General features: G+C 57.7%; 21 protein-coding genes. 10 read left to right on the forward strand and 11 right to left on the reverse strand.

Going from position 1 to position 25,918, the window contains the following annotated elements; genetic code table 11:
* Positions 1-2 precede the first annotated feature (2 nt).
* From carB to lepB, 5 genes are all read right to left on the reverse strand, one after another.
* Positions 3-3,254, reverse strand: coding sequence for a carbamoyl-phosphate synthase large subunit (gene carB, locus VFQ24_07585; GenBank protein HET9178204.1), 3,252 nt, complete (start codon positions 3,252-3,254; stop codon positions 3-5).
* Complete coding sequence (locus tag VFQ24_07590) at positions 3,247-3,930, reverse strand: hypothetical protein (protein HET9178205.1); 684 nt, start codon at positions 3,928-3,930, stop codon at positions 3,247-3,249. Before VFQ24_07590 ends, carB begins: the two co-directional genes overlap by 8 nt.
* Before the next feature lie 163 nt (positions 3,931-4,093).
* The gene (locus tag VFQ24_07595; protein HET9178206.1) at positions 4,094-4,501 is read right to left on the reverse strand and encodes a hypothetical protein; all 408 of its coding nucleotides are present in this window, start codon (positions 4,499-4,501) and stop codon (positions 4,094-4,096) included.
* Entirely contained in the window at positions 4,498-5,634 is a 1,137-nt protein-coding gene (carA, locus tag VFQ24_07600) for a glutamine-hydrolyzing carbamoyl-phosphate synthase small subunit (protein HET9178207.1), read from the reverse strand. The genes VFQ24_07595 and carA overlap by 4 nt, the downstream gene beginning before the upstream one ends.
* Positions 5,635-5,921: 287 nt before the next feature.
* A complete protein-coding gene (lepB, locus tag VFQ24_07605) occupies positions 5,922-6,464 on the reverse strand; it encodes a signal peptidase I (GenBank protein HET9178208.1) in 543 nt (180 codons plus the stop codon).
* Positions 6,465-6,588: 124 nt separating this feature from the next.
* On the opposite strand from lepB, the gene VFQ24_07610 reads away from it, so the two are divergent.
* Both VFQ24_07610 and VFQ24_07615 read left to right on the forward strand, forming a co-directional pair.
* Complete coding sequence (locus tag VFQ24_07610; protein ID HET9178209.1) at positions 6,589-7,344, forward strand: glycosyltransferase family 2 protein; 756 nt, start codon at positions 6,589-6,591, stop codon at positions 7,342-7,344.
* 146 nt (positions 7,345-7,490) lie between these two features.
* Positions 7,491-8,165 carry an acyloxyacyl hydrolase gene (locus tag VFQ24_07615; GenBank protein HET9178210.1) on the forward strand — a complete coding sequence of 225 codons (675 nt, stop codon included), beginning with the start codon at positions 7,491-7,493 and terminating at the stop codon, positions 8,163-8,165.
* A gap of 178 nt (positions 8,166-8,343) precedes the next feature.
* Here VFQ24_07615 and dnaJ read toward each other — a convergent pair whose 3' ends face one another.
* From dnaJ to VFQ24_07645, 6 genes are all read right to left on the reverse strand, one after another.
* Complete coding sequence (gene dnaJ / locus VFQ24_07620) at positions 8,344-9,471, reverse strand: molecular chaperone DnaJ (GenBank protein ID HET9178211.1); 1,128 nt, start codon at positions 9,469-9,471, stop codon at positions 8,344-8,346.
* A 102-nt stretch (positions 9,472-9,573) separates the two neighbouring features.
* Positions 9,574-10,173, reverse strand: coding sequence for a nucleotide exchange factor GrpE (gene grpE, locus VFQ24_07625; GenBank protein ID HET9178212.1), 600 nt, complete (start codon positions 10,171-10,173; stop codon positions 9,574-9,576).
* A 93-nt stretch (positions 10,174-10,266) separates the two neighbouring features.
* Positions 10,267-11,316, reverse strand: a complete 1,050-nt coding sequence (gene hrcA, locus VFQ24_07630; protein HET9178213.1) for a heat-inducible transcriptional repressor HrcA — start codon at positions 11,314-11,316, stop codon at positions 10,267-10,269.
* Positions 11,317-11,656: 340 nt separating this feature from the next.
* On the reverse strand, positions 11,657-11,782 hold the full coding sequence (locus VFQ24_07635; protein HET9178214.1) for a hypothetical protein: 126 nt from the start codon (positions 11,780-11,782) through the stop codon (positions 11,657-11,659).
* A gap of 727 nt (positions 11,783-12,509) precedes the next feature.
* On the reverse strand, positions 12,510-15,173 hold the full coding sequence (locus VFQ24_07640) for an ABC transporter permease (protein HET9178215.1): 2,664 nt from the start codon (positions 15,171-15,173) through the stop codon (positions 12,510-12,512).
* A 35-nt stretch (positions 15,174-15,208) separates the two neighbouring features.
* Entirely contained in the window at positions 15,209-15,541 is a 333-nt protein-coding gene (locus VFQ24_07645) for a PadR family transcriptional regulator (GenBank protein HET9178216.1), read from the reverse strand.
* 799 nt (positions 15,542-16,340) lie between these two features.
* Here VFQ24_07645 and VFQ24_07650 point away from each other — a divergent pair.
* The 8 genes from VFQ24_07650 (at position 16,341) to VFQ24_07685 (ending at position 25,898) form a co-directional block, all read left to right on the forward strand.
* Positions 16,341-17,780: a sigma-54 dependent transcriptional regulator gene (locus VFQ24_07650; GenBank protein HET9178217.1), complete on the forward strand. Its 1,440-nt coding sequence runs from the start codon at positions 16,341-16,343 to the stop codon at positions 17,778-17,780.
* A 42-nt stretch (positions 17,781-17,822) separates the two neighbouring features.
* Positions 17,823-18,794, forward strand: coding sequence for a prenyltransferase/squalene oxidase repeat-containing protein (locus VFQ24_07655; GenBank protein HET9178218.1), 972 nt, complete (start codon positions 17,823-17,825; stop codon positions 18,792-18,794).
* Positions 18,791-19,705, forward strand: coding sequence for a DUF362 domain-containing protein (locus VFQ24_07660; GenBank protein HET9178219.1), 915 nt, complete (start codon positions 18,791-18,793; stop codon positions 19,703-19,705). Before VFQ24_07655 ends, VFQ24_07660 begins: the two co-directional genes overlap by 4 nt.
* Positions 19,706-19,962: 257 nt before the next feature.
* Positions 19,963-20,496, forward strand: coding sequence for a TadE/TadG family type IV pilus assembly protein (locus VFQ24_07665; GenBank protein ID HET9178220.1), 534 nt, complete (start codon positions 19,963-19,965; stop codon positions 20,494-20,496).
* Positions 20,497-20,535: 39 nt separating this feature from the next.
* On the forward strand, positions 20,536-21,159 hold the full coding sequence (locus VFQ24_07670) for a TadE family protein (GenBank protein HET9178221.1): 624 nt from the start codon (positions 20,536-20,538) through the stop codon (positions 21,157-21,159).
* Between the two features lie 17 nt (positions 21,160-21,176).
* On the forward strand, positions 21,177-22,529 hold the full coding sequence (locus VFQ24_07675) for a Tad domain-containing protein (GenBank protein ID HET9178222.1): 1,353 nt from the start codon (positions 21,177-21,179) through the stop codon (positions 22,527-22,529).
* A 537-nt stretch (positions 22,530-23,066) separates the two neighbouring features.
* Complete coding sequence (locus VFQ24_07680; GenBank protein HET9178223.1) at positions 23,067-24,116, forward strand: glycosyltransferase family 2 protein; 1,050 nt, start codon at positions 23,067-23,069, stop codon at positions 24,114-24,116.
* A gap of 135 nt (positions 24,117-24,251) precedes the next feature.
* Positions 24,252-25,898, forward strand: coding sequence for a hypothetical protein (locus VFQ24_07685; protein ID HET9178224.1), 1,647 nt, complete (start codon positions 24,252-24,254; stop codon positions 25,896-25,898).
* The last annotated feature ends 20 nt before the right edge of the window (positions 25,899-25,918 follow it).

Consider the following 25,918-nt stretch of genomic DNA (forward strand, 5'->3'; position numbering starts at 1 on the left):
TGTCAGCCACCCGTGTTGAGCGTTTTACTGGCGCCAGACCTCTGGGCCATCACCTTGTGCTCCAGATGAAGCTCCTGAAGACAGGCGACCGCAATGCCGCGGTCGCGTTGGGCGCGGATACCGTTAACAGCGGCCGTCGCGGCCGAAAGTGTCGTAATGCAGGTCACTCCGTGCTGGATGGCCGCGCGGCGGATGGATTTCTCATCGTAGCGCGAGCCGCGGCCAAGAGGCGTATTGATGATCAGGTCAATGGAGGAATTCTTGATGTGGTCAACCACATTCGGCCGGCCCTCTTCCACTTTATAGACTTTTTCCACCTTGATTTTCGCCGCGCGAATGGCCGCGGCGGTCCCCCTTGTGGCGATCAGCCGGAAGCCCAGCCCGGCAAGGTCGCGCGCCAGGCTGACGGCGTGGGGCTTGTCGTGGTCGTTGACGGAAATAAAGACGGTGCCCTTCAGCGGTATCTTCTGGCCGGCGGCAAGCTGGGCTTTGGCGAAGGCAAGCCCGAAGTCGTCGGCGCAGCCCATCACTTCGCCGGTGGATTTCATTTCCGGCCCCAGCACCGAATCAGCACCCGGAAATTTCTGGAACGGAAAGACTGGGGACTTGACATAAAAATAACCGACTGGGAGTTCAGGTTCGAGCTTGAAGGAACTCAGTTTCTCGCCCACCATCAATCGAGCCGCAATCTTGGCCAGGGGCACGCCGGTCGCCTTGCTCACGTAGGGTACTGTCCGCGACGCCCGGGGATTGACCTCCAGCACGTAAACTTTTCCGTTCTGGATGGCGTACTGAGTATTCATCAATCCCACCACCTTCAGTTCACGAGCCAGCCTGGTGGTGTAGTCGATCAGGCTGCGGCGGGTTTCCTCGGGAATATTCACTGAGGGCAGGACGCAGGAACTATCACCCGAATGGATGCCGGCCTCCTCGATGTGTTCCATGATGCCCCCGATCACAACGTCTGTTCCATCAGAAAGCGCGTCCACGTCTACTTCGGTAGCGTTCTCCAGGAAGCGGTCGATCAGGATGGGGAATGCGCCTTCCAGTTCCTCGATTCGGCGCACGTAGTTCGCCAGCATCTTCTGGTCATACGCAATTACCATGGCGCGCCCGCCCAGGACGTATGACGGCCGGACGAGCACTGGATAGCCAATCCGTTTGGCGACCTCGAGGGCCTCTTTCACGCTCATGGCTGTCCCGTTCTCGGGCTGGGGGACCTCCATGTCTCTGAGCAGTTTTCCGAAATACTTGCGATCTTCGGCCAGATTGATGGATTCCGGCGATGTGCCAATGATCGGGACGCCTGCCGCCTTGAGCTGTCGGGCAAGATTCAGGGGCGTCTGGCCGCCAAACTGGACAATGACGCCGGCCGGGCGCTCTTCTTCCACAATCGACATGACGTCTTCAAAGGTCAACGGTTCGAAGTAGAGGCGGTCTGAGGTGTCATAATCGGTCGAGACGGTTTCGGGATTACAGTTCACCATGATCGTCTCGTATCCCTGTTCCTTCAGCGCGTACGACGCATGGACGCAGCAGTAATCGAACTCGATTCCCTGCCCGATGCGGTTGGGGCCGCTGCCAAGAATCATGATCTTCTTGCGGTCGGTCGGTTCCGCTTCATTCTCGTCTTCGTAGGTGGAATAGAAATAAGGTGTGAAGGATTCGAATTCCGCCGAGCAGGTGTCTACTCGCTTAAAGACCGGCCGAACATTGTGTTCCAGCCGCTTTTGACGAACCTCGGGCCCGCTGACTCCCCACAACTCACCCAGGTGCAGGTCTGAGAAGCCCAGCCTCTTGGCCTCGCGCAGAACACTGACCGGCACGCCCGCCATGTCAAAACGCTTAAGCTCGTTCTGCATCACCACCATCTGGCGGACCTGGTCAAGGAACCAGGGGTCGATCTGGGTAATTTCGGCCAGCGTCTCCACGCTCTCGCCTGCGTTAAAGGCGTAAAGCAGGTCCCAGAGTCGTTCGGGATTGGGTGTGGAAACGCGGCGCAGAATCTCTTCACGGTCGGCGGGGGGCTTGGGAGGCTTGCGGCCCGTCTCGAGCGACCGAATGCCCTTCATAAAGGCTTCTTTAAAGGTCCGCCCGATCGCCATGACTTCCCCGACGGACTTCATTTGCGTGCCCAGCGTGGAGTCGGATTCGGGAAACTTTTCCTGGGCCCATTTGGGGATTTTCACCACCACGTAATCGAGTGTGGGCTCAAAACACGACGGAGTTTTCTTGGTGATGTCGTTGGGAATTTCGTCCAGCCGATAGCCCATGGCCAGCCGCGCCGCAATCTTGGCGATGGGAAAGCCTGTGGCCTTGGACGCCAGGGCCGAGCTGCGGGAAACGCGCGGGTTCATTTCAATCACCACCATGCGTCCCGTTCCCGACTCGACCGCAAATTGAATGTTGGAGCCTCCGGTCTCGACCCCTACCGTGCGGATCACCTTGAAGGCGGCGTCGCGCATCACCTGATATTCCTTATCGGTGAGCGTCTGCGCAGGAGCCACGGTGATGGAATCGCCGGTGTGGACTCCCATGGGGTCAAAATTCTCAATGCTACAGATCACCACGGCGTTGTCCGCGTGGTCGCGCATCACTTCCAGCTCGAACTCTTTCCAGCCCAGCACGGACTCTTCCACCAGCACTTCGTGGACAGGGCTCAGATCGATTCCAAAGCGGATTTTCTCGGCAAGCTCTTCGCGGTTATAGGCGATGCCGGACCCCGTCCCGCCCAGGGTAAACGAGGGCCGCAGGATCAACGGAAAGCCGATCTGATCAGAAACCTTCAGCGCCCCTTCCACCGTGTTGACCAGCACGCTGCGCGGCACCTCAAGGCCGATCTTCTTCATGGCATCCTTGAACCAGAGCCGGTCTTCAGCAATCTTGATGGCCGTGGGCGAGGCGCCCATCAGTTTCACGTCGTAGCGGTCAAGAATTCCCTTCTCGGCTAATTCGATGGCAAGGTTCAACGCGGTCTGCCCGCCCACAGTGGGCAGCACGGCATCAGGACGCTCGCGGGCAATGATGGCTTCCAGGTACTCCACAGTGAGGGGTTCGACGTAGGTGCGGTCAGCAAATTCGGGATCGGTCATGATGGTGGCCGGATTGGAGTTGACCAGCACCACCTCATAGCCGTCGGCCTTGAGAGCTTTGCACGCTTGCGTCCCGGAATAGTCGAATTCGCACGCCTGGCCGATTACAATCGGCCCGGAACCAATAATGAGAACTTTGTGGATGTCAGTACGTTTAGGCATCTTCCGCGCTCTTCTGGATTGCCTCTGCCAGTTCAGGTTGTGTCTTTGCAAGTTTCTCCAGCAGGTCGCACTCAGAGGCAACCGGGACATCGCGAGAACAAAACGGCACTCCTGCAAAACTGCAAAGCGACCAGGAAGCCAAATAAAGCGACAATCGTAGCTCCTCAAATTTGCATTTAAGACCCGCAAGCAGGCGCCTGGAGATTATATCTTGCTCGAAAATGTCATCACCCTTATGAACCCTTTCGGCGCTTGCCTCGTAGTCCCGGATGCACGCCAGGAAGTTCGCGCCTGCGGAGTAGCATGCGACCACGGCGGAGACCACGTGTGCGTCAAGGTCGCCCAGCATAGAGGAGATTGCTGAAAACACCATGGACCATTCGCTTGGGATCGCCTTAAAGAGAGGCAGGGGCCTCACGCAGTCCGGATCCGTGGAACGCAAACTATCCAAGCTTCTCAACGTAAAGTAGACGGCGGTCAAATCTACAAGCATCACGCGTGCCATTCCAACTTTTCGCCGTCTCAACTCTTCATTGCGTGCTTCCCTCTCGGTGTCAAGCTGCTTCTGAAGGTTTGAGGTGGAAGAGCGGACCTGCCACCAAACGGCGCAGAATGCGATGATGCCAGCCACCAGTGTCGCGAGTCCATCGCCCGTTATTGTCCAGTTGACACGCATTCGCAGCCCTACCGCTCCCCTCTAGACCAAACCTCTGCGGCTAAAGCCAGACCGGTTTTCACCCTTCCCGTCAGCACGCCTAAAGGCGTGCCCTGACGCGGCTCTTGACGTTTATTGCCATGCCTTCGTCAGGGCAGGGATTTGGCTCAGTGCCTTCCGCTCATCACCGCCCCTCACGGCGCAACAAGGCCTCCACAAGACGATCCAGTTTTTGATTCGTGGAGCCAGAAACATCGGCCAGCTTGTCAATCTTGTCTCCCAACTTATCAAGTCTTTGCTCCGTCCGCACCGAAAGATCAGCAAGCCGGTCGATTTTTTGTTCAGTTCGAACCGAGAGGTCAGCCAGACGGTCCAGTTTTTGGTTTGTCGATGCAGAGACATCGGCCAGCTTGTAAATCTTATCGCCAAGCCCGTCGAGCTTTTGTTCGGTTTGAGACGAAAGGTCAGCAAGTCGGTCGAGCTTTTGGCCCAGCACAAGATTAAGATCCGCAACCTGATTAAGCTTGGAACTGGTATTGACCATCATGTCGGTCATCTGGGTCATCCAATGGTCGATTTCTTCAAGTTTCATGCACCGCCTCCAGACTTGAACTCCTCCATCAATCTCACAAACTGGTCGAACAGGTACGCCGAATCATGCGGCCCAGGCGAGGCTTCCGGATGATACTGCACGGTGAAAAGCGGCAACGAGCGGTGGCGCAGTCCTTCGAGGGTATTGTCATTCAAATTCCGGTGCGTCAGCGTTACTTCACTGTCCTTCAACGAGTCGGGGTCAACAGCAAAACCGTGGTTGTGCGCCGTAATCTCCACCTTGTTGGTCTCAAGATTGATCACCGGATGGTTGCCGCCATGGTGCCCGAATTTCAGCTTATAGGTCTTTCCGCCAAGCGCCAGTCCCACCAGTTGATGGCCCAGACAGATTCCGAAGATGGGCACTCGCCCTGTAAGGTCGCGGATGTTTCGCACCGCATAATCGACGGGCTCAGGGTCGCCCGGCCCGTTGGAAAGGAATACTCCGTCCGGTTTCAGGGCCAATACATCCGCGGCCGAGGTGCTTGCCGGAACCACTGTTACCCTGGACCCGGTATCCACCAGCCGCCGCAGGATGTTGTGCTTGATGCCGAAATCGTAAGCCACGACATGGCGCGGCACTTTGCCTTCCGCCGCTGCCTGGTCCTGATAAATATCGGTCGAGGGCTCGCTCCAGTCGTAGCGCGCTGAAGTCGTCACGCGGCTGGCGAGGTCCAGCCCGACCATATCCGGCGAGGCCTTCACCTTTCGCAGAAGGCTCTGCTCATCAAAATCTACCGTAGACAACACGGCCCGCATGCTGCCGTGGGTCCGGAGGTGGCGCACCAGCGCGCGCGTGTCGATGTCGGATATCACCGGCACTCCAAAATCCGCCAGAAACGCTGAAGCTGATTCCACCGACCGCCAATTGCTGGCGAGTTCGGCCAGTTCGCGGACCACCAGCCCTTCGGCGTAGGGAGAAGATGATTCTGAATCCAGCGGGTTGGTGCCGTAGTTGCCGATGTGCGGATACGTAAGGCACACAATCTGGCCGGCGTAGGAAGGATCTGTGAGGATTTCCTGGTAACCGGAAAGCGAAGTGTTGAAAACCGCTTCGCCAAAACGTTCGCCGGCAGCGCCGTATCCCCGCCCGCGAAAAATCCTTCCATCCTCTAAAGCAAGAACCGCCTGCATTCGTTCTCCGTGCGGAGCGTTTCAGGTCCGGGTTGGGTGCTTCTGCACAGCCGGCCTCCTGTGCCCCGATGATACGTTTCAGCCGTCGCCAAAAAATTCCGGGTGATGAACTTACAAAAGGTTGCATAATCTAGTGACACGTTGTTTTTGTAGCGCCGCCGTCTCGGCGACATTTATCGAGGCCGGTCCCGCTTGGCGGGACCGGCGCTACGCGAAAACGTCACTATATTTTACAATCCTCAATAAGGCCATGAGGCCGTTTTCAATCTGCCCGCACCGGCTGCGGCCTAGCGCAGCAAGCCCGCATCACCGGGAGGCCAATAGGCAAACGCCGCCTTCCCGTAGATATATTTTCGCGCAACCTGTCCCCACTCGCGGCTGTCGTTTGAAAAATCCCGATGGTCGCCCAAAACGTAATAATGGTTCGGGGCCACATGGACGGGCGCATAGGTCGCACTGTCCGCATAAGCCGGCCGGAGATAAGGTTCATGCAGCCGCCTGCCGTTCACGAAGACCTGCCCATCTCGAATGCTCACCCAGTCCCCGGGCAGCCCGACAACCCGCTTGATAAACGATTCTGAAGGATCCAGCGGATAGTAGAACACAATGATGTCGCCACGTTGGATGGATTCAACATGATACGCAAACCTGTTGACCACAATGCGCTCGTGGTTCTTCAGAACCGGCAGCATGCTGGTGCCTTCAACCTGTACCGGCTGGTAAAGAAACAGGAAGACCGTGAAGGCCAGCAACAGCGCGAGAACGATATCCCGCAGCCAATACCGGCCTTCAAATAATGCCCATCGCCGCTTCGAGTAGACCGTGGGCACACGGGGAAAGCAACTATCTGGAATATGGGTTTCCTGCATCGCGTAGTAAACTAAATTTTATACCACAAAATTCGAAGCAGATTCCATTCGCTGCCGAACAACGGACCTGCCGCATGGGCCAGCAATGGTAAAATACCGCCTTCAGGCATCCTATCGGGTTCGCATGCGCCACACCTATGCCCTTATTATTCCCGCCCTGAATGAGGCCGAGTCCATTGGCCGCGTTCTAGGCCGCGTCCCCTGGGGACTGTTTTACCAGGTCATCGTGGCAGATAACGGAAGCCTGGATCAGACGGCCGAAGTGGCCGCCGCTACTGGGGCCGAAGTCGTGCGTGAGCCAAGGCGCGGATACGGCCAGGCTTGCCTGGGCGGCCTACGCCAGGTCCAGCCTTGCGTAACAGCCATTGCCTTTATGGACGCGGACCTTTCGGACCATCCCGAAGACCTCGAGTCGATGGTCCGCTGCTTTGATGAGGACACGTGGGACCTGGTACTGGGTTCGCGCACCCTTGGCAATCCGGAACCGGGATCGCTTACGGCGCTCCAGCGTTTTGGAAACTGGTTTTCGACACGGCTGATCTCCATCATGTGGCACGTTCGTTTCACCGACCTCGGCCCCATGCGCATCATTCGCCGCCATTCCCTGGCGCAACTCGACTTGCGAGACCGGACGTACGGTTGGACTGTGGAGATGCAGGCACGGGCTGCCAAGCTGGGCCTTAGAGTATGCGAGCTCCCCGTCCGCTATAGCCGGCGTTTGCACGGCCAGTCAAAAGTTTCCGGCACCATTTCTGGCAGTGTTCGCGCCGGCATGAAAATCCTTTGGACAATTCTGCGTTGCTCTCTCTTGCCGTTACAGGCCTCGTCGCCCGAAAGGTAAGAGGAGCGGAATTCCCGGAACAGGGCGTGGATGAAAAAATAATCAGCCGTCGCCCGCGCGTTTTTGGATTAATTTTCTGGCTCCATTGGGATAGCAGTTCCCACTGCGTCTTTACACCCGGAATGGAATGCGGAGAACCCATTCGTATGCAAAAACTGTCCATTTTGCAAGGCCTTGCCCTGGCGGGATTAGTCTGGGCGAGTGCGCCTTTCGTGGCTTTCAGCCAGGGCGCCTCCACGAGCGATCTCTCAACCCCAACCCAGGCTGCTCAGCCTTCCCAGCCTGAAGCGGAACCCTACTGGACCAGCCACGGAAGGCTCACATTGGGCCTCCAGTTGGGGTTTGGAGTTGAGAACGATATCCCGCACAACGTTTCGCACATCAACTTCATTTTCGCAGCGCCCGAGATCGGGTTCATCGCCTGGGATTCTCCGCACTCCCGGCTTCCGCTGAAACGCTTTGAGCTGATCAGCCAGCAGATGCTTGGCGGTTCCGCGCATCCCGGCGGAAGCCTGATCGGAACGTCGCTGGTGATGCGCTTCGGATTCAAACCCGTGGGCAGGGTGGCGCCATACTTCGATGCCGGGTCGGGACCCGTGCACACCACCATCAACGAGAATGCGTCTGAAATCACAGGGCACACGCAGTTTCTTTCGCAAGGCGGGGTGGGACTTCAGTACTTTGTAGGCGCGCAACGGGCCGTGGTGTTTGAATATCATTATTTCCACATGTCGAATGCCGGGCTCGAGCAACCGAACCATGGATTCAATGGCAGCATGTTCACCGTCGGCTTTCGTTGGCTCCGCTGGCCACACCTCTGAGGCATCGGAATTCTGCACAGCAAGCGATTCGCTGTGCAGCGAATTTGGCAGGGTTTACGATCTAAACGGAACGAATAAGCGAAGGCACGCAAAGTCCACTATGGCGCAGACCGCGAAAAGGCACGACCGCTCCCGCCGGCCGTCACTCTGGCCAGATTTTCACCCGAACACCAGTGGATTATCCGAACACGTCTTTGACTTTTTCGGAGGATGCACGTTCCACAGGTTTGTTCTCCACTTCCACCGATGGCGCCAGTGATTCCAGCGTCCGGCGCTGCTCGCGGGACAGCCTGTGAGGGATGATCACGTCAACCAGAACGTAAAGGTTGCCGTGGCCGCGCCCGTTCAAGACCGGCATGCCGTGGCCGCGCAGTCGAAACACTGCTCCCGGCTGTGTTCCTTCAGGGACCTTCAACTTCTCCTGTCCACGTAGCGTCGGCACCTTGATGTCTGTTCCCAGGGCAGCCTGGGTGATGGACAGCGGAATCCTGACGTAAAGGTCTTCGCCTCGGCGCTCAAAATAAGGATGGGGACGCACCTTCAAGGCCACATAGAGATCTCCCGGCGGGCCCCCGTGGCGCCCCGCCTCCCCCTCGCCCGAAATTCGTAGCCGGGTGCCGTCATCCACGCCAGCCGGAACCTTGATCCCCAGAACTTTCTCGCGCCTCACGCGCCCTTCGCCGTGGCAGTCGGGGCAGGGATCACGATTCACCTGGCCGGTACCACGGCACTGCGGGCAAGTCCTCGAAACGGTGAAAAAGCCCTGCGAATAACGGACCTGGCCCCGCCCTCCGCACGCAGCGCAGGCAGCCATCTGCGAGCCATTTCTTGAACCGGAGCCATGGCAGCTTGGGCAGCTCTCGCTGCGAGGAATTTTGATCTTGGTGTCGAGTCCGGAGGCTGCCTCCTCGAAAGAAATCTCCATTTCGTAGCGGAGATCAGCGCCCCGCTCGGCGCGGACACGCCGCCCTCTGCCCTGGCCAAAAAGCTCTTCCAGATCGAAGAAAGACCCGAACAAATCCTCGAGTCCGGAAAAGATCGTCGAGGAGAAATCGGGCGCTCCTCCTCCGGCGCCGCCCACGCCCGCAAAACCGAAACGGTCATACGCCGCGCGCTTGTCAGAGTCCGCAAGCACGCTGTAGGCTTCCGTAATCTCTTTGAAGCGCTCTTCGGCTTCTTCTTTGTTGCCGGGATTGCGGTCGGGGTGGTGCTGAAGCGCGAGGCGACGGTAGGCGCTCTTGATTTCCTGGTCCGTTACCCCACGGCCAACGCCCAGGACTTCGTAGTAATCCCGCTTCTGATTCACGCAGCCTTCCTCATCAGGTTTTGCTCCATGCTTTGCCAGGACCTTTGCGCGAGCTCCCGGCCGGGCCTTCCGCCCGGCGCAGCGTCATCTGCTGGCTTGGTACTATCGCTCATCCCCTTTAGGAGACGCTCTTTTTCCCGCTGGCGCAACCGCAACCTTCACAATGGCAGGCCGCAGCAGCCGCTGCTTCAATTTGTACCCGCGCTGGAGTTCCTCGACCACCGCCTGGTCACCGAACTTGTCCGTCTCTACCGTTTCGACCGCCTGATGGACATGCGGATCGAAGGTCGCCCCTTCGCTCTCAACCGGCGTAAGCCCCGCCCTTTTCAGCACCTCGAGCAGTTCGCGATGGATCAATTCCATCCCTGAGTAAAACTTATCCGGAACATCCTCCTCGCGGTGCTTCAGGCCTCGTTCAAGAGCGTCAAGCGTGGGAAGCAACGCGCGAATGATTCCCATCGTTGCATGCTGAAGAAAATCCTCCTTCTCGCGCTCGACCCGCTTGCGCACGTTTTCAAGCTCGGCCTGCTTCCGGACCAGGCGATCAAACAGCTCCTTTTTGTCTTCCAGCACCTGGCGGTAGGCGGCGGCCAGATCGGCTGGAAGGCCTGGCACATTTTCGGCGCCGGGCTGCGCAGGGTGATTCCTGTGCATATCCGCGCGCGATTCGGGTTCTTCGGTAAGGTCCTTCTCGTCTGTCATAACTTCGTTATTCTATCCTGTCTTAAACTGTAAAACAGTTGGCCCGGAAAAAATTCGCTGCCGGCTTGTTTTGGGCGACGTAACGGGCGGTTTTCAATTGACACTCAACAGCCGGCTACAAAGGTGGGCGACGTACTCGACGGTTGTCACCGCCCGGTCGTATTCCATCCGCGTAGGACCAACCACTCCCAGAGCACCTACAATCCTTGACCCATACCTCAACGGCGCCATCACCAGGGCGCAATGCCGCATCTCATCGGCGGGGTTTTCTTTCCCAATCACAACCTGCACACCCAGGCTCGCAGAATGCAGGAACGACCCCAGAATCTCGATCAACCGGGCTTTCTCCTCGAAGGCCAGCAGCAGTTGCCGGATTTTGCGCGCGTCCTCAAACTCAGGCTGCTCGAGGATTCGCGCCGTGCCTTCAACAAACAGAGGCGCGAGTTCGTCGTGCCCGAGCGCGCCTTCCATCAGCAGGCGGGCCACGCTGCGCAAAAGGTGATCAAAGAGTTCACGGGCTTCCTCGATTTTCTTAAAGATCTCCAGCCGGATGGTCCTCAGTGACCATCCCCGAAACTCGGCATTCAGATAGGCCGCGCTGCGATCCAATTCTTCCTGGCTGATGTCTTCGTCCAGCCGCAGCACCTTGTTTTCAATCAAATTCGGCTTCGAAACGATCACCACCAATACCCGGCAATCGGGGAGCCTGATGAATTTGACGTGCTCCAGCAGCTTCTCTTCGAGGGCCGGCCCCAGCACCAGCCCCACATGGCTCGAAACCTCTGAAAGCACGTGTGAGGCCCTGGCCATCAATTGATCGTTTGGCACCTCATCGCCGCTGAGACTCTCTTCAATGAACTTTGCCAGCGCAGGAGTCAACTGCGCTATCCGCATCAGGCGATCTACGTAGTACCGGTAGGCCTTGTCCGTGGGGACCCGGCCCGCGGAGGTGTGCGGCTGCTCCAGAAATCCCTCGCTTTCGAGTTGCGCCATCACGCTGCGGACCGTGGCAGGGCTCAGAGATTCCCCGGTTTCACGTGCCACCGTTTTTGACCCCACAGGCAGTCCCCTGGCGATGTAGTTTTGCACGATCGCCGACAAAACTTCACGGCGCCTTTGTTCGAAGTTTGGTTCTGATCGCATGGCCTGGTTGCAGGAGCGCAAACGCGCCCAAATCTCTGTTTATTCTAACGTTTTTATACTAGACGGCAGCCTTTCTTGTGTCAACGATTGCATCTCAACGCGCCACGGCTGTTTTACTTACAAGGAGCCCATGGCGTGCTCCAGGCGGAAACTGTTACGCAATATACCCGGCCAGCAGGTCTCCGCTTAACGTGCTTCCCGCACGTTCTTCACCTCCCTACTCTTTTAGTAGCTGGGCCCGCTGTGTTATGTTTTCGCTTCGTTTTTTCGGCCCCCCTAGTGTTTTCAACAAGATCGGTAGCTTTGTTTTTAGGTTCGTTCCGGTTTGTTTTTTCCACAGCTACGTGTTTTCAACAACTTCTCCGCTTTGTTTTAGGTTCGTTTCCGGTTCGTTTTTTGGCAATTTTCCTTTGTTTTCAACAACCTCTCCGGTTCGTTTTTCAAAAAACGTGTTTTTTTGTCCCATTTGCCTCAAAACCAGCGCGAAAAGTGCCTTTTGGGGGACTGCAAAAATTCGCTCGTTGCCGGCACGTATTTGTCACCTGCCACTGCGAAAACCGCTGGGCCAACCATGGGCCGCGCGCTACAGACACCCCGCTTCATTCCCTGATCCTGCACCGCCAATTTCGATGTTTAACCTGGCAGGTTTTGCCTGCCTCTCTGCAAGACTTGTGCCCGGCCCCGCGCCTTACCGGGAACCACTCTGTAAAGACTACCATAGCTAGCCTACTAAGTCAAGCAAAATCGGCGGGAGAGGCTGGAAGGCAGGAGTCAGGGGCCAGAAGTCAGGAGTCAGAAGTCAGGAGCAGCGGGTCAGTGCTTCAGAATTGCCCGATGATCGCTTCAGGGGCTGAAGCCCGTTGGATCGAGGAGTCTGACAAGTGTCGGAACTGAAGCTCCGACCTCCTGAGGAGCCTTACCAGCAGATTCCTCTCCCGCTTTGCGGGATCGGAATGACGGCGGCGGGTCGCATACATCGCAAAAGGAGCGACATTTACGCAACCCGCTGTTCAATGTGCGCGCGCAGTTCCTTGCTCAACTCCGCTTCCATGGAATCGCGCCGCAATGGAGTCCGCAAACGGTAAAACAGATCGCCGAGCACGATTCACCTCGATCCGGAAAATGCCAGTCCCGCAGGGCGGGACCGGCGTTACAACTTCCGTTCAATCACCAAATCACGCAATCACAATTCATCATTCGTGTCGCAGGGCCGTCATGGGATCGACGTTGGCCGCACGGCGGGCGGGAATATAGCAGGCCGCGAGCGCGACGGCGATGAGGATGAGCGAGACGGCGATGAACGTGACCGGGTCGGTAGGCGTGACGCCATAGAGTAAGCTCGCGAGGAATCTTGTAAGCGCCAGCGCTCCGGCAACGCCGAAGGCCACGCCGATCAACGCCAGCCTGAGCCCCTGCCCGATCACCATCCTGAGAACGTCCCGCCTTTCCGCGCCCAATGCCATGCGGATGCCGATTTCATGCGTCCTCTGCGCGACCGAATAAGAGATCACGCCGGAAATCCCGACTGCGGAAAGAAGCAAGGCCAGACCCGCGAATATGCTGACCGCGGTCATGGGCAGCCATACGTGTTCCCATGAAGCGACATCATGTCTCATCCGGTCGAAACCGAGGAGCGCCACTTCGCTGTCTACGGATCGCACCGCCGCTCGCACGGTCGGAACCAAGCTCATCGGCTGGACGGCAGTCCGAAGGACAAAGATCATTCCGTGCTGGGCAGGATATTGGGAATACGGAAGGTAAATTCGCGGGCCTTTGCTGAGCACTGGACCACGCAAGAAGATGTCTTTGATAACGCCGACAATCAGGATAGGCTGGGGCGGCGCATTGGGGTTTTCGTATCCGTAGATTTGCGAAAGAGGTACAATCTGCCGCCTCACGGGATTGACGTTTGGGAAATACACTCGCGCAAAACTCTCATTGACGATGGCAACGGGAGGCGCGCTGGCCGTGTCCGCTTGCGTCAACTCCCGCCCTGCGATCAAAGTTGCCCTTAGCGTGTGCATGAAGCCAGGCAGAACAGCCTCCGCGTCAGCGCTTGGCTCTTGGCCGGGAGCAGGGGGCGGCTGCCCTTCCTGTCTGAAGACCAGCCTCCCGCCTGGGATGAAACCAGCCGCATCCGTAACGCCTGGCAGTGCGCGGAGTCGAGCAAGGATTTCCTCGACATGTTCAGACTCTTGAATGCCAGTCTTGTATTTGTATGGCGGGAAGGCGGTATCGAACGTCAGCACATGGTCGGGGTCGAAGCCGAGATCTGCGTTCAAGAGATTGGTGGACGTGCGTATCAGGAGGCCAGCAGCCGTCACCAGCGCCACCGCGAGCGCAATCTCAGCGACGATGAACCGGCCGCCCACCTTGCTTCGTCCCGCTGTCGTTGTGACCGCGGCGGCAGCTTCCTTCAGTGATCCGTTCAAGTCTACCTTTGTTGCGCGGAGCGACGGTACAAGCCCGAAAATCACAGCCGTGATCACTGAAAGGCTCAAGCAGAAGATAAACGCCGAATCGTTCAACGCAATGCCTTGTCGGCCAGGAACCGGGTAGTGGTTTGCGGCGAGCGCGAGTAAATCGACTCCGATCCACCCGACAAAAATTCCAGCCAGACCCCCAGCGAGGGCCAGCAGAAGGCTCTCCATCAGCAGTTGGCGGACGATTCGCTTCCGTCCGGCACCTAACGCCGCTCGAACGGCGATTTCCTTCTGGCGGACGGAGGAGCGGGCCAGCAGCAGATTTGCCACATTGACGCAGCCGATCAGAAGCACAAGGAGCGTAGCGGCCGCAATGGCTAGCAGCGACTCTGGGACTGACTGGCGGTAATAAGTGGAGAGCAGCGACCTGACCTTCAATCCCCATCCTTGGTTTGCACTTGGATACTGTTTCGCTAGGCGAACTGCGGCGGAGTCCATTTCCGCCTGCGCGCTCGCCAGCGTCACACCAGGACTTAGACGTCCCACAACGCTCAACGTGTGACTCGATCGCTCGCGCTCGGACAAATCTTCCGAGCTCAGCGCGAGCGGGGTCAATACATTGGTGTCCACGTCCATTACGAAGTAAAATCCCTTGGGCATAACACCCAGAACTGTATAGGGCTTGCCGTCCATTTGGATCGTCTGGCCGATGATGTCGCGTCGACCCCCAAATTGCCGCTGCCAGAAATCATATCCGAGCAAGGCCACACGGTCATTGCCGGGTTCGAACTCACTCGGTGCAAAAGCACGGCCCAAGATCGGGTCGACGCCGAGAAGCTTGAGAAACTCTGGTGAGATCGCGGCGCCGACCAGATACTCCGCCGACTTGGGAGTGCCCAGAAAAGGACGCTCCCAATGGTAGTAGCTGATCTCTTGAAACCCTTGGCTATCCTTTTGTAAGTCAACGACGTTCAACGCAGACAACGGGACCTGGGTGGATTCCGTTCCCCCGCCACGACGCTGTTGATAAATGGCAACCAGCTCGCCGGGCTGTGGGTAGGGGAGCACCCGCATCACCACAGCGTCAAGGAAGCTGAACATCGCGGTATTCGCCCCAATTCCAAGGGCCAGGGTCAATACCGCCACCGTCGTGAATCCGGGGTTGCGGCGAAGCTGGCGCGCGCCGTAGCGAAGGTCTTGTGCGAGTTCACTGACGATGCGCACGCCCCAACTTTCACGGCAATCTTCTTTGACCTGCTCGATGCCGCCGAATTCGAGCCGTGCTCGCCGTGCCGCCTCCTCCGGAGACATCCCTGCCTGGACATACTTCTCCGCCTGCTGTTCGACGTGCGCGCGCAGTTCCTTGTCCAACTCCGCTTCCATGGAATCGCGCCGCAAGAGAGCCCGCAACCGGTAAATTAGATCGTGGAGCACGAATCAACTCGATCCGGCAGGCGCCGGACGCGCCGCTACGCTGTTTCCAACACTCGGCCGACCGCAGCCGCGAGTTTGCGCCAGGCGCTTTCCTCGGCCTCAAGCTGTTTTCTTCCGGCTTCCGTTAACTCGTAATATTTCGCATGCCGGCTGTTTTTCGTCATGGACCATTGGGCCTTGATCCATCCGCGCCGCTCGAGGCGATGCAGCGCCGGGTAAAGAGAACCCTGCTTGATGGTCACCACGTCCATTGAAATCTGCTGAATGCGCTCAGAAATCGCCCAGCCGTGCTGCGGTTCAAGAGCCAGCGTCTTGAGGATTAACAGGTCGAGCGTCCCCTGCGGCAGATCGATTCGGCTGTCTGTCATAAGCTACCCTTTCGCTTCTACTTCCACGAATTTGCGCCGCCATAGAGCCCGCAAAGGGTAAAACAGATCGCCGAGCACGATTCACCCCGATCCGGCAAATGCCGGGCTGAAGCCCGGCGCTACAACGTCCTGGCGATCTCCCAATCGCAAATCATCGAGTACCCTCTCACTTCTACAGCAAGCATCTTATTTCCGCCGGTGTCGAAGCGCAAGGGTAAAATAAGACTCAGTTGTTGCCTTAATGATGAGCCGGTGCCGGTCCGGTGAGCTTGTGCTGGTGAAGGAAGCTTGGAGAACCAATTATAAATTATGAATTCTGAAGGCCGAAGCCGACACTCCCTCGGCGGTCTGTATCTCACTGAAAATGACCAAAACAGATCCTTCGCGGAGTTCACCCTGAGCCCCTTCACTCCGTTCAGGGCCGTTCGCAAGCGGAGGGCGAACGGGCTCAGGATGACGTGGTACAGAGGGTTTTTCATCAACCTGCCAGAAGAAGCGCAAGTTCCGGGGCTGGTGTGAAGGACTATTTTGGACTGGACCGGGCGGCAGGCAGCAACGGCCAATGTTCTCCTTCAGATGACGAAAGGCCTTACCCGGATGAGAGGTTAAGTTCTTTTTTATTAGATTTTTCACATCATACTTTAGTACCATTGCATGCACGCCGCACATGCTGTAAAAATTTTGCGAAGGGGGAGGGAGATCACTTCGGAATCTCAACATTGGGTCACTGTGCGTTTGCCTAGACGGGACGTACGGGCGGCAGATCGTTTGTAGCTGCCAAGAGAGCGGGGTATAGCTGATGTGTGAACAAGCTATCCGGGTTTTGTTTTTCAGTTCAGACGGTCCCTTCGCAGAAGTGGTAACAAGAGCCCTCGGGCCCGGCTACGAAGTTCGAACCAGCGAATATGATGACTTTGAAGTAAATCCTGCATGGCGCGAGTGGTGCGATGTCGTCTTGCTCGACTTACACGACAGCGGAGAGGATGAGGACGCTGAAGAGACTCTCCGGCTGATGGATGAAATCAAAAAGCTCAATTCATCCACCCCCATGATTGCAATCGTCGACGACGCCGACGACAGCCTCGCCCGGACCGTCCTTGAAAATGGCGCCTACGACACCCTCTCAAGTCCTCCCAACATGCCGGACCTCCGGCTGCTTCTCCGCCGCGCCTGCCGTTTCCAGAGAATAACCAGAGAGCTGGCCGACCTCCGTTCGCGCGACCTCTCCGGTGGACGCTTTGGCGACATGCTCGGAACGTCCGAGTCCATGCACCAGGTGTTTGAGACATCGCGCAAAGTGGCGCCCTGCGATGTCAGCGTGTTGATCGCCGGTGAAACCGGCACAGGCAAAGAACTTCTGGCCCGCGCCATTCACCGCCTGAGCCCGCGGGCGGCGGGCCCGCTGGTGGCGTTTTCCTGCGCCAACCTTCCGGAAACTCTGGTGGAAGACGAGCTGTTCGGCCACGAAAAGGGCGCATTTACGGGAGCAATTGCAACGCGCCGCGGAAGATTTGAAGCGGCCCACGGCGGAACGCTGCTCCTGGACGAGATTGGCGATTTACCGCTGGGGCTGCAATCCAAGATGCTGAGGGTCCTCCAGGAACGGTCGTTCGAACGGCTGGGCAGCAATACGCCTATCGAGTGCAACGTGCGCGTCCTGTGCGCCTCTCACCGGGACCTGGCAGCCATGGTTGAGCAAGGGCAATTCAGGAAAGACCTCTTTTACAGGCTCAACGTGGTGCAAATCGAGATCCCGGCGCTGCGCGACCGCCGTGATGAGATTCCTATCCTCGCCCAGCATTTCCTGCAACGGTTTGCCCAGCAATTCGGAAAGAACGTCACGCGGTTCTCGCCGCTGGCCATTCACGCTCTGGAAGAATACCAATGGCCCGGTAACGTGCGCGAACTCGAGAACGCCGTTCAGCATGCCGTGGTCATGGCAGAAGGGCCGACGGTTGAAACCTGGCACCTGCCCAACAGCCTTCGCGGTGACTTCGAGCAGACGGTTGCAGGACGGTCTTACGAGGATGAGGTCCGCGAATTTAAGCGGCGGCTGATTATGAGGACCCTCCGAGAGTGTGGAGGCCGCAAGGTGGACGCCGCCCGCGCACTGGGCGTGGCGCGCGGATACCTTCACCGCCTCATCAACCAGTTGCAGATTCAGGTTGATGACGAGGACGTGGGAATTGCTGAGGTTGAAGAGGCAGAAGAGCCGGCCTCGCAGGAACACATTATGTAGTCCGGCCGACCCCGGGTATCAGGAATGTCCGCAGGCACTGAATTGGCCAGAATACCGCCGCAGGAGCGAGACATTCATACCCCGCAAAGCAGTTTTTTCCCCGATCTTTTACGCCGCGCTCAGAACCCGGATGGCGGGTGGGGCTATCGGCAAGGACTTCAAAGCACTACTGAGCCGACAGCGTGGTCCATTCTTGCCCTGCTGGCGCATGAAGGTCCACCCGACAAGGTGATCTCCTCTGCCTGCGACTGGCTGCGTCGCACGCAGACCGACGAGGGGGCCTGGCCTACGAGTTCCGGAAAGGATCCCGGATGCTGGGTAACCGCGTTGGCATGCCTGGCGATGGCAATTGCGGCAGAAGGTCCGGAGGGCGCCGTCTCCCGTGGAACAAAATGGCTGTGCAGCACCTGGCCCGCAGAGGGCAACCTTTTGTGGCGCCTGCGCCAGCTCCGGCAGGAGAAGTCTGAAATATTCGTCCACCAGGACCATTCACTTCGAGGGTGGGGCTGGACCCCGAATACAGCAAGCTGGGTGGAGCCCACAGCCTACGTGATGATCATGCTCCAGAATCTCCCTCCGCAACTTCGCCCGCCAGAAGCATCCCGGCGCCTGCAACTGGCTGAGCGGATGCTCTATGACCGCGCCTGCCGCGGCGGCGGATGGAACGCGGGCAATCCACTCGTTTACGGTGTTCCCGGAGTTCCGCGAATCGGGCCAACAGCCTGGGCGCTGCTGGCATTGCGGCAGCATCCGGAGCATTCTGCCGTGCTCGAGGGACTCGGCTGGCTGGAAGAGCACTACCAAAATCCGCGAAGCCCGGCCTCGCTTGCCCTGACTCAATTGTGCCTGAAGGTATTCAGCCGCCCGACCAGGCCGATCGAGGACGCTCTTTGTGACTTCTACGGTGGCAGCGAGTTCCTGCGGAGCACCCCGGTGGTTGCCTGGGCATCGCTGGCCCTGGGCGAGCTTCCCCGCTGGCTTGGACCTTCATCCCCGGAAAAAGGCGTGATATGAGCTATTCCAACACGCGCCTGGTCCCGCCCTTCCACCGCTCGCCTTCCTCCGTTGCGATCAGGGCCGTTGCAAGCTATGAGGCTGGCGTGGAGGCGGTGCTGTGGGAAACTCTTCAGGAGCTCGGCCCTCCGGTGCGAGACAAGTCCGTCCTGCTCAAGCCGAACTTCGTCGAACCCGACGTTGAAGGCACCATCAACACACATCCCGTGGTGATCAGGGCCGCACGGGAAGCGTTTCTGCGGCTGGGTGCCAAGACTGTCATTGTTGCTGAGGGGCCTGGGCACGAACGCGATACAGAAGCAATCCTGGAAGTGCTGCGCTTAAGCGATTACGTGGGACCATTGGACCGGTCTTTCGTTGACTTGAACACCGACGAAGTCTCGCAAGTGTCGCCGCGGACCCATGCATCGAAACTGAAATCCCTTTGCCTGCCAAAGACAGTCCTGGCGGCGGACTTTGTGGTTTCGATGCCCAAGATGAAGACACATCACTGGGTCGGGGTTACTCTCGCGCTTAAGAACATGTTCGGAATCATTCCGGGAAATTGTTACGGTTGGCCAAAGAATGTACTTCACTGGGCGGGCCTCAGCCAGTCAATCCTGGACATTAACAGCACCATTCGGCCGGACTTTGCCATAGTTGACGGCATCGTTGGGATGGAGGGAAACGGCCCGATCCAGGGAGCGCCCAAGGCATGCGGGGTCCTGGTTGCCGGTAGCGACCCGGTATCCGTGGACGCTACCTGCGCCAGAATCATGGGCCTTCGACCGGAGCGGATTGACTACCTCAGGCGCGCTTCGCTGCTGCTGGGGAATATCGAGGAAGCAAGAATCGAGCAATTGGGTGAAACGATTGGCGCCACCTGCAAGCCCTTTGAGATGGTGCCCGCTTTCCAGGAGCTTCGGGCGTGAGCGGGGCCATCGGCCGGGTTGTTTGTTGATCAGGTAATACCAAAGAAATACATTTGGGCGTTTACCCTATTGACAACAGGTAAATTTAAGGATACTGATAGAAAAGGTAGTTAGATAATTGGGCTATATCTCATGCCCACGGAAAGCAGATTTTGGTAAGAGATTTGCCTCTCTTTCAGGTGGCGTAGGCAACAATCAGTTGTAATTAAAAGGGATGGTGTTGAATGGTCTACGCTGGAAGGGTAAAAGGCGGACGCATGTGTCATCGGCCGAGCACGCGCATTGAGCGGTTTTGTGTCCGAGTGGTCACAAAAGCGAAGGAAGATTCCGGCGCCGAGCTGTTTGAGGCCGCGCTTGTCCTCCCCATCCTTCTGACGCTGTTGCTGGGAATCGTCACCTTCGGCCGGGCATGGAATACGTACCAGACCATTACCCGGGCCGCCCGTGAGGGCGCGAAGGCGGCCGTGCTGACCCCCTGCGCCGACTCGACGTATTGCTCCGGAGCCAAGAATTATACTGCAAGCGACATTTGGACCAACTTTGTGAATCCGGCCCTCCAATCGGACAATCTGCCTACGAGCAAAGTGACAAGCAAGTCGATTACGTACGTCCAATTGGATCCCAATGGCTCGCCAGCCCACGTCTGTGGATTGCAGCTCCAGTTTAGTTATCCCTATACTTTCTCGCTTCCCTTCACCAGCCTTAATCTGTCAACCATCACCCTCAAGACAAAGGTCCGGATGCGGCTGGAGAACCAGCCGACCACATGCCCGGTAGGAACCAGCTACTGAATGGGGAGCAAGAAGCCTGTGCAAAAAATGAATAGTGGTATGAAAGCCCATAATGGTTCCGGACGTTCCAGCAACGTAAAGGCCCTGTCGGCCCGATTCCGCAACCCTATCTCCGCAGTAGCAACTGCGATCTGCGCCTCCTTCAGAGACAGCAGCGGCGCAGAGCTGCTTGAGTTCGCACTGGCTCTGCCGTTGATTCTGGTGATGGCAGCGGGCTTGCTCGATTTTGCGCACGCTTACAACATCAAGCAAAAGCTTGCCAACGCGGTGCGCGAGGGCGCGAGGTACCAGGCTGTTGAATCCAAGGACGCCGACAATCCGAGCCCCATTTCGGTGCCAACCCTGAGGGATGACGTGGTGACTTACCTTACGAACGCCAGCGTCAACACGTCATTCATTGCCACATCCTTAACCTACAATGGGCCAACTTGCACGGGTACGTGGTACACGACAAAAAACGGGGTCAGCTACGGACTGAAAGTCGAACGATGTGTGTCGATTTTGGACAGTTCCAGCACCTCGATTCCGTCAACCCGCGTAACCCTGTATTATCCCTACGACTGGACTTTTGGCTTTAACCACATCATCAAGCTGTTGCTTCCGTCGTCGACCTTTTCAAACCCCATCAAAATCCAGGCAGATGCCACCATGTCGAACTTCTAACTAAGGAGCAGGCGGGTATGAGAGCACGGGAACTCACGCATGAGCAACGTCCTAGTGAACGCGGTGTCAGTATTGTATTGATTGCAGTCGGAATGGTCTTTGTGCTGGGAATGGCTGGCTTGGGCGTAGACCTGGCTTCACTCTACGTCGGGCGGAGCCAGGCGCAGCGCGCGGCCGACGCCGGCGCGTTGGCAGGCGCCCAGGAGCTGGTGAGTGCGGGCTGCACATCCGCTGGCGGTTCGGATATTTCGGCAACTTGCCAGGGCCTGGCGAAAGACAGGGCCGTAGCTGTTGCCAATGCGAACCTGATTGCCGGCGTCAGCCCCGCCATCACCAACGCCGACGTCACTTTTCCCTCAACAAGCATCAACGACCCCCAGATAAAAGTCGTGGCTGGGAGAGATACGAGTCACTCGAACGCAATGCCCACGTTCTTCGTCAAGATATTCGGCATCAATTCCGCAAACGTCTCGGCATCAGCCAAAGCGGAAGCGTATAATCCTTCATCAAATGGGCCCCTGGTTGGGGCAACCTGCCTCAAGCCCTGGCTCCTGCCCAATTGCGATCCGAGTGTCAACCACGAGACGACATCGGCCCTCGGCAATCCAAGTTGTTATGACGCGGTGACAGGAAAATACTCCGCCTATTTCATTGACCCTTCCCCTCCCCACGCCATCAGGAATCCCGGCCCAGTCAGTTCCGGCGGAGTGCAGGGCGAGCAAATAACAATTAAGCCGGGAGACCCTAACGGCGGCGCGACTGCCGCGCCTGGGAAATTCTGGCCGGTGTTTCTTCCCGCGGGATCGGTTGCGAGCGAGTGTCCCGCTTGCGCCAGCGGGGGTGCCGGAACGGGCCCCGGAGCCGGATCTCTTTATCGCCAGAACATTGAGTGCTGCAACCAGAACCAGATTGTCTGTGGAATCCAAACAATTCAGCCCATTACCGGCAACATGGTGGGACCAACCGAGCAGGGAGTCGATTGCCTGATTCATCAGGGCGGCAACAAGAACAGTCCGAGCGGGATGGACACGATGGATCCTACGACCCTGCAGATTTCAGCAGGATCGGGAAATCCCTACGGATTGACAGGTGCCATCAGTACTTCAGACTCGCTTGTCACGATACCGATCTATGACGGAACCGTGCTGTGCCCCGGAAATTCGTGCCCCTCCACAATCACGGTCGATGTCATCGGGTTTATCCAGTTATTTCTTATAAACGAAGATGGCTCCAATCAGGGTAACGTCAGTGCCTATGTGGTGAACGTCATAGGTGGTGCCTGTGCCGGCGGTGGGGGAGGAGGCGGTAGCGGCGGCAGCACCACCATTGCCAGCGGGGGTTCAGCCATTCCCGTGCGTTTGATCCAGTAAAGCTGCTTTCAGCCAGTGTTAGGTTCAATGAGGGCCGGAGGCGAGCGACACTCGCACTCCGGCGCCGACACAAAGGCTGGAGGCTCGGATTACACCTCCTTGGCAGCTCTCCACGGCATCCACCGGACCAAACGTGCGGTGGCCAGCCCTCGATGCCGGGCCGTCACCGTCCAGCCACCCGCCATGGCTCCTGTCCACATCTGGTGACATTTGAGCAGGTTGCCCGTCTCCGGCCGTTATCATTAGCCATTGAAGAATAAGCAGTTAGCTCGGCCTGACAGGCATAAAGCAGTTGTAGCGGCGCGATCACTCGCCAATAATCAACCAGATAATCCCGCAATTTCACAATCCGTCCCAAACCTTTGCTGATTGGCCCGCGACGTGCTAAATAGCATTGTTTGTTGCCGGCTTCCGCAGCCAACCGGCCGCAACGGGCGAAAGAGCCGTCATTATGAAGGGTCCCAATTGAGCCAATCTTTCTTCCAACCGGGACGATCGCACGGACCACTTGAACCAGGGAGGGTCGAAGGCCGAGCGATCTTGCTTTCCGTTGTGGTCCCTTGCAAGAACGAAGAAGAGGGGCTTCAGGAAACCCATCGGAGGCTGGTTGCCGCTTTGGAGTTGATTGGCGCACACCCTTCCTCTCCACCAGATTCCGTGCCCCAGACGTTCGGAGAACCGATAAGCGCCGGGCGAGCCGGGGCCGTCCGTTTTGAAGTCATTTACGTTGACGACGGCAGCACGGACGGGACCGCATCCATCCTGCGCCAACTCCAGGCGCGAGACCGTTGCGTTCGAGTCGTGCGCCTGTCCCGAAACTTCGGCCACCAGGTGGCCATCACGGCGGGCTTGGAGCACGCCTCGGGCGACGCCGTGGTGATTATCGACGCCGACCTGCAGGACCCGCCGGAAGTTATCGGTGACTTCCTGGCCCGCTGGCGCGAAGGGTATGACGTTGTGTATGGAGTGCGCACCGACCGCCCGGGAGAAACGGCGTTCAAGCTCTGGACGGCGAAGGCGTTCTATCGCTTCATCAATCGTCTGTCAGAAACCCGCATCCCGCTGGACACCGGCGACTACAGGCTGATGGACCGGGCGGCCGTCGATGCCCTGCTCTCCATGCCGGAACGCGACCGATTTGTGCGAGGCATGGTGAGCTGGCTGGGATTTTCACAGGTTGCCGTTACCTATGTTCGCGCCGCGCGCTACGCGGGGTCCACGAAATATCCCCTTTTCAAGATGTTGCGGTTTGCCACGGACGGCATCTTATCATTTTCCATAACTCCTTTGCGGCTTGCCACCTGGGTGGGTTTTGCGGCATCCGCGCTGGCCATCCTGGGCATCATCTACGCCTTATACGCGCGCTTTTTCGCCGTACATCTGGTCAGAGGCTGGACTTCGTCCCTCATCGCCGTGCTGTTTATCGGCGGCGTTCAACTGATCTGCCTGGGGATCATCGGCGAGTACGTGGGGCGAATCTACGGGGAATCCAAGCGGCGACCGCTCTATTTTGTGCGCGAGCGGCTGGGGTTCAGCGCGCAGGACCGGCCGGCCGTCATCGATGTGGCGGAAAAAATTGCGAAATGATCCTTGATTTTGGGCCTGCCCAGCAAGGGCAATCTCGAGCGCGCTTCTCAACATGGACTTTTATCATTCGATGGAAATCCGTCATGCCTGCCAGCCCAGCCGATGTCAACGGGCTTTCCCGGAAATTAGCCACAAATGATGAACGACGCACCAAACTTGGCTCATGCGGACACGGCGACCGAAGTCCTGGCCGAATGCGACCGTCACGTCCTGAACCATGATTTGGCGGCGCCCGCCGGTCGCCAACCCTCATCCATCGTTCGGCTCAAGCGATTTTTTTCGTTTCCCGTGTTTCTTGGCGCCATTCTGGTTGTGGCTAATTTCGCCATCGAGCGCGGGCTGCGCATGGATCCGGACACCTGGTGGCATCTGAAGTACGGCGATACGATCCTTCAGACAGGTTACTGGCCGACAGTTGATACCTGGTCTTTCACTGTCCACGGCATGCCGCGAGTTGCTTATGAATGGGGCGGCGAAGTCTTAACCGCGCTTGCCTACCGGCTTGGCGGCCTGCGCGGAATGGACGTCCTGCTCATCGCGTTGACCAGCGCAATCGTTCTTCTGATGTACTACTTTGCCTGGCTGCGCTGCCGGAACTGTTACGCCGCCTTCTTCGCGACTTTTATCCTGCTCCCTGTGGCGGTCCTTTGCTTTACTCTGCGGCCGCAGTTGCTCGGATATATTTTTTTGCTCGTAACACTGATCGCACTGGAGCGGTTCCGCCTGGGAGAACAGAAACACTTGTGGGCCTTGCCCCTCGTTTTCCTACTCTGGGTGAACACTCACGGGTCGTTCACTCTGGGTTTTATGATACTCGGACTCTATTGGCTTAGCGGCCTTACGGAATTTTCTTCGGGCGGGCTTTACGCGGTCCGATGGCAGCCGGAACAGCGTCTCCACCTGGAATTGGTCGGCTTGCTAAGCGTCGCCGTTCTTCCTCTGACGCCCTATGGCACCCGATTGGCTGCTGTTCCGTTTGATGTTGCAACTTCCCTGCCTCTCAATTTCACCCATATCATTGAATGGCAGCCCATTAATACGGAGCTCTGGCAGGCCAAGCTGCTGCTGGTTCTCGTGTTTGGCTTCTTCGTGGCCCAGGTGGCGTTCCGGTTGCGCTATCGGCTCGATGAGATCTCCCTTTTCCTTATTGTTCTGTATGCCACCTTCGTCCACTTTCGCTTCGCGATCTTATTTGCAATTGTATTTGCACCGCTGGCGGCTTCTATTTTTGTAGCCAAGGCGCCCACTTATGATCCCAGCAACGACAAATACGCCCTGAATGCTGCCCTTACTTTCCTCGCAATTGCGGCCATTGTATGGTTGCTTCCCTCCCAAACCGCATTGCGGAAAAACGTTTCCAGGGATTATCCCGTTCAGGCTGTCCGATACATTCAGGAACATCCCGTACCCGGCCGGATGTTCAACAGTTATGACTTTGGGGGCTATCTGGTCTGGGCATTGGCGCCTGAACACAAGGCTTTTATCGATGGCCGGGGTGATGTCTACGAGTACGCTGGTGTCTTTTCGGATTACGCCACGGTCGTACAACTGAAGCCGCAAGCCCTGGCGGTGCTTCAAAGCTACCAAATTGACTCCTGCCTGATTCAACCGGACGGGTCTCTTGCGACGCTGCTGGCATCGAGTCCCGACTGGAAGGAAGTCTACAAAGACGGCATCAGCAGCATCTTTGTTCATCGAACAGCAAAATCATTCCCCTCAAACGGCGTGGCCGCCGCAGGGCCGCGGCACAGTCCATGGCATTCGGCCACACAGGCTTTGTGAGGGAGTAGACGGCAAGGCGA

This window comes from Terriglobia bacterium, assembly GCA_035712365.1.
Lineage (GTDB): Bacteria > Acidobacteriota > Terriglobia > UBA7540 > UBA7540 > SCRD01.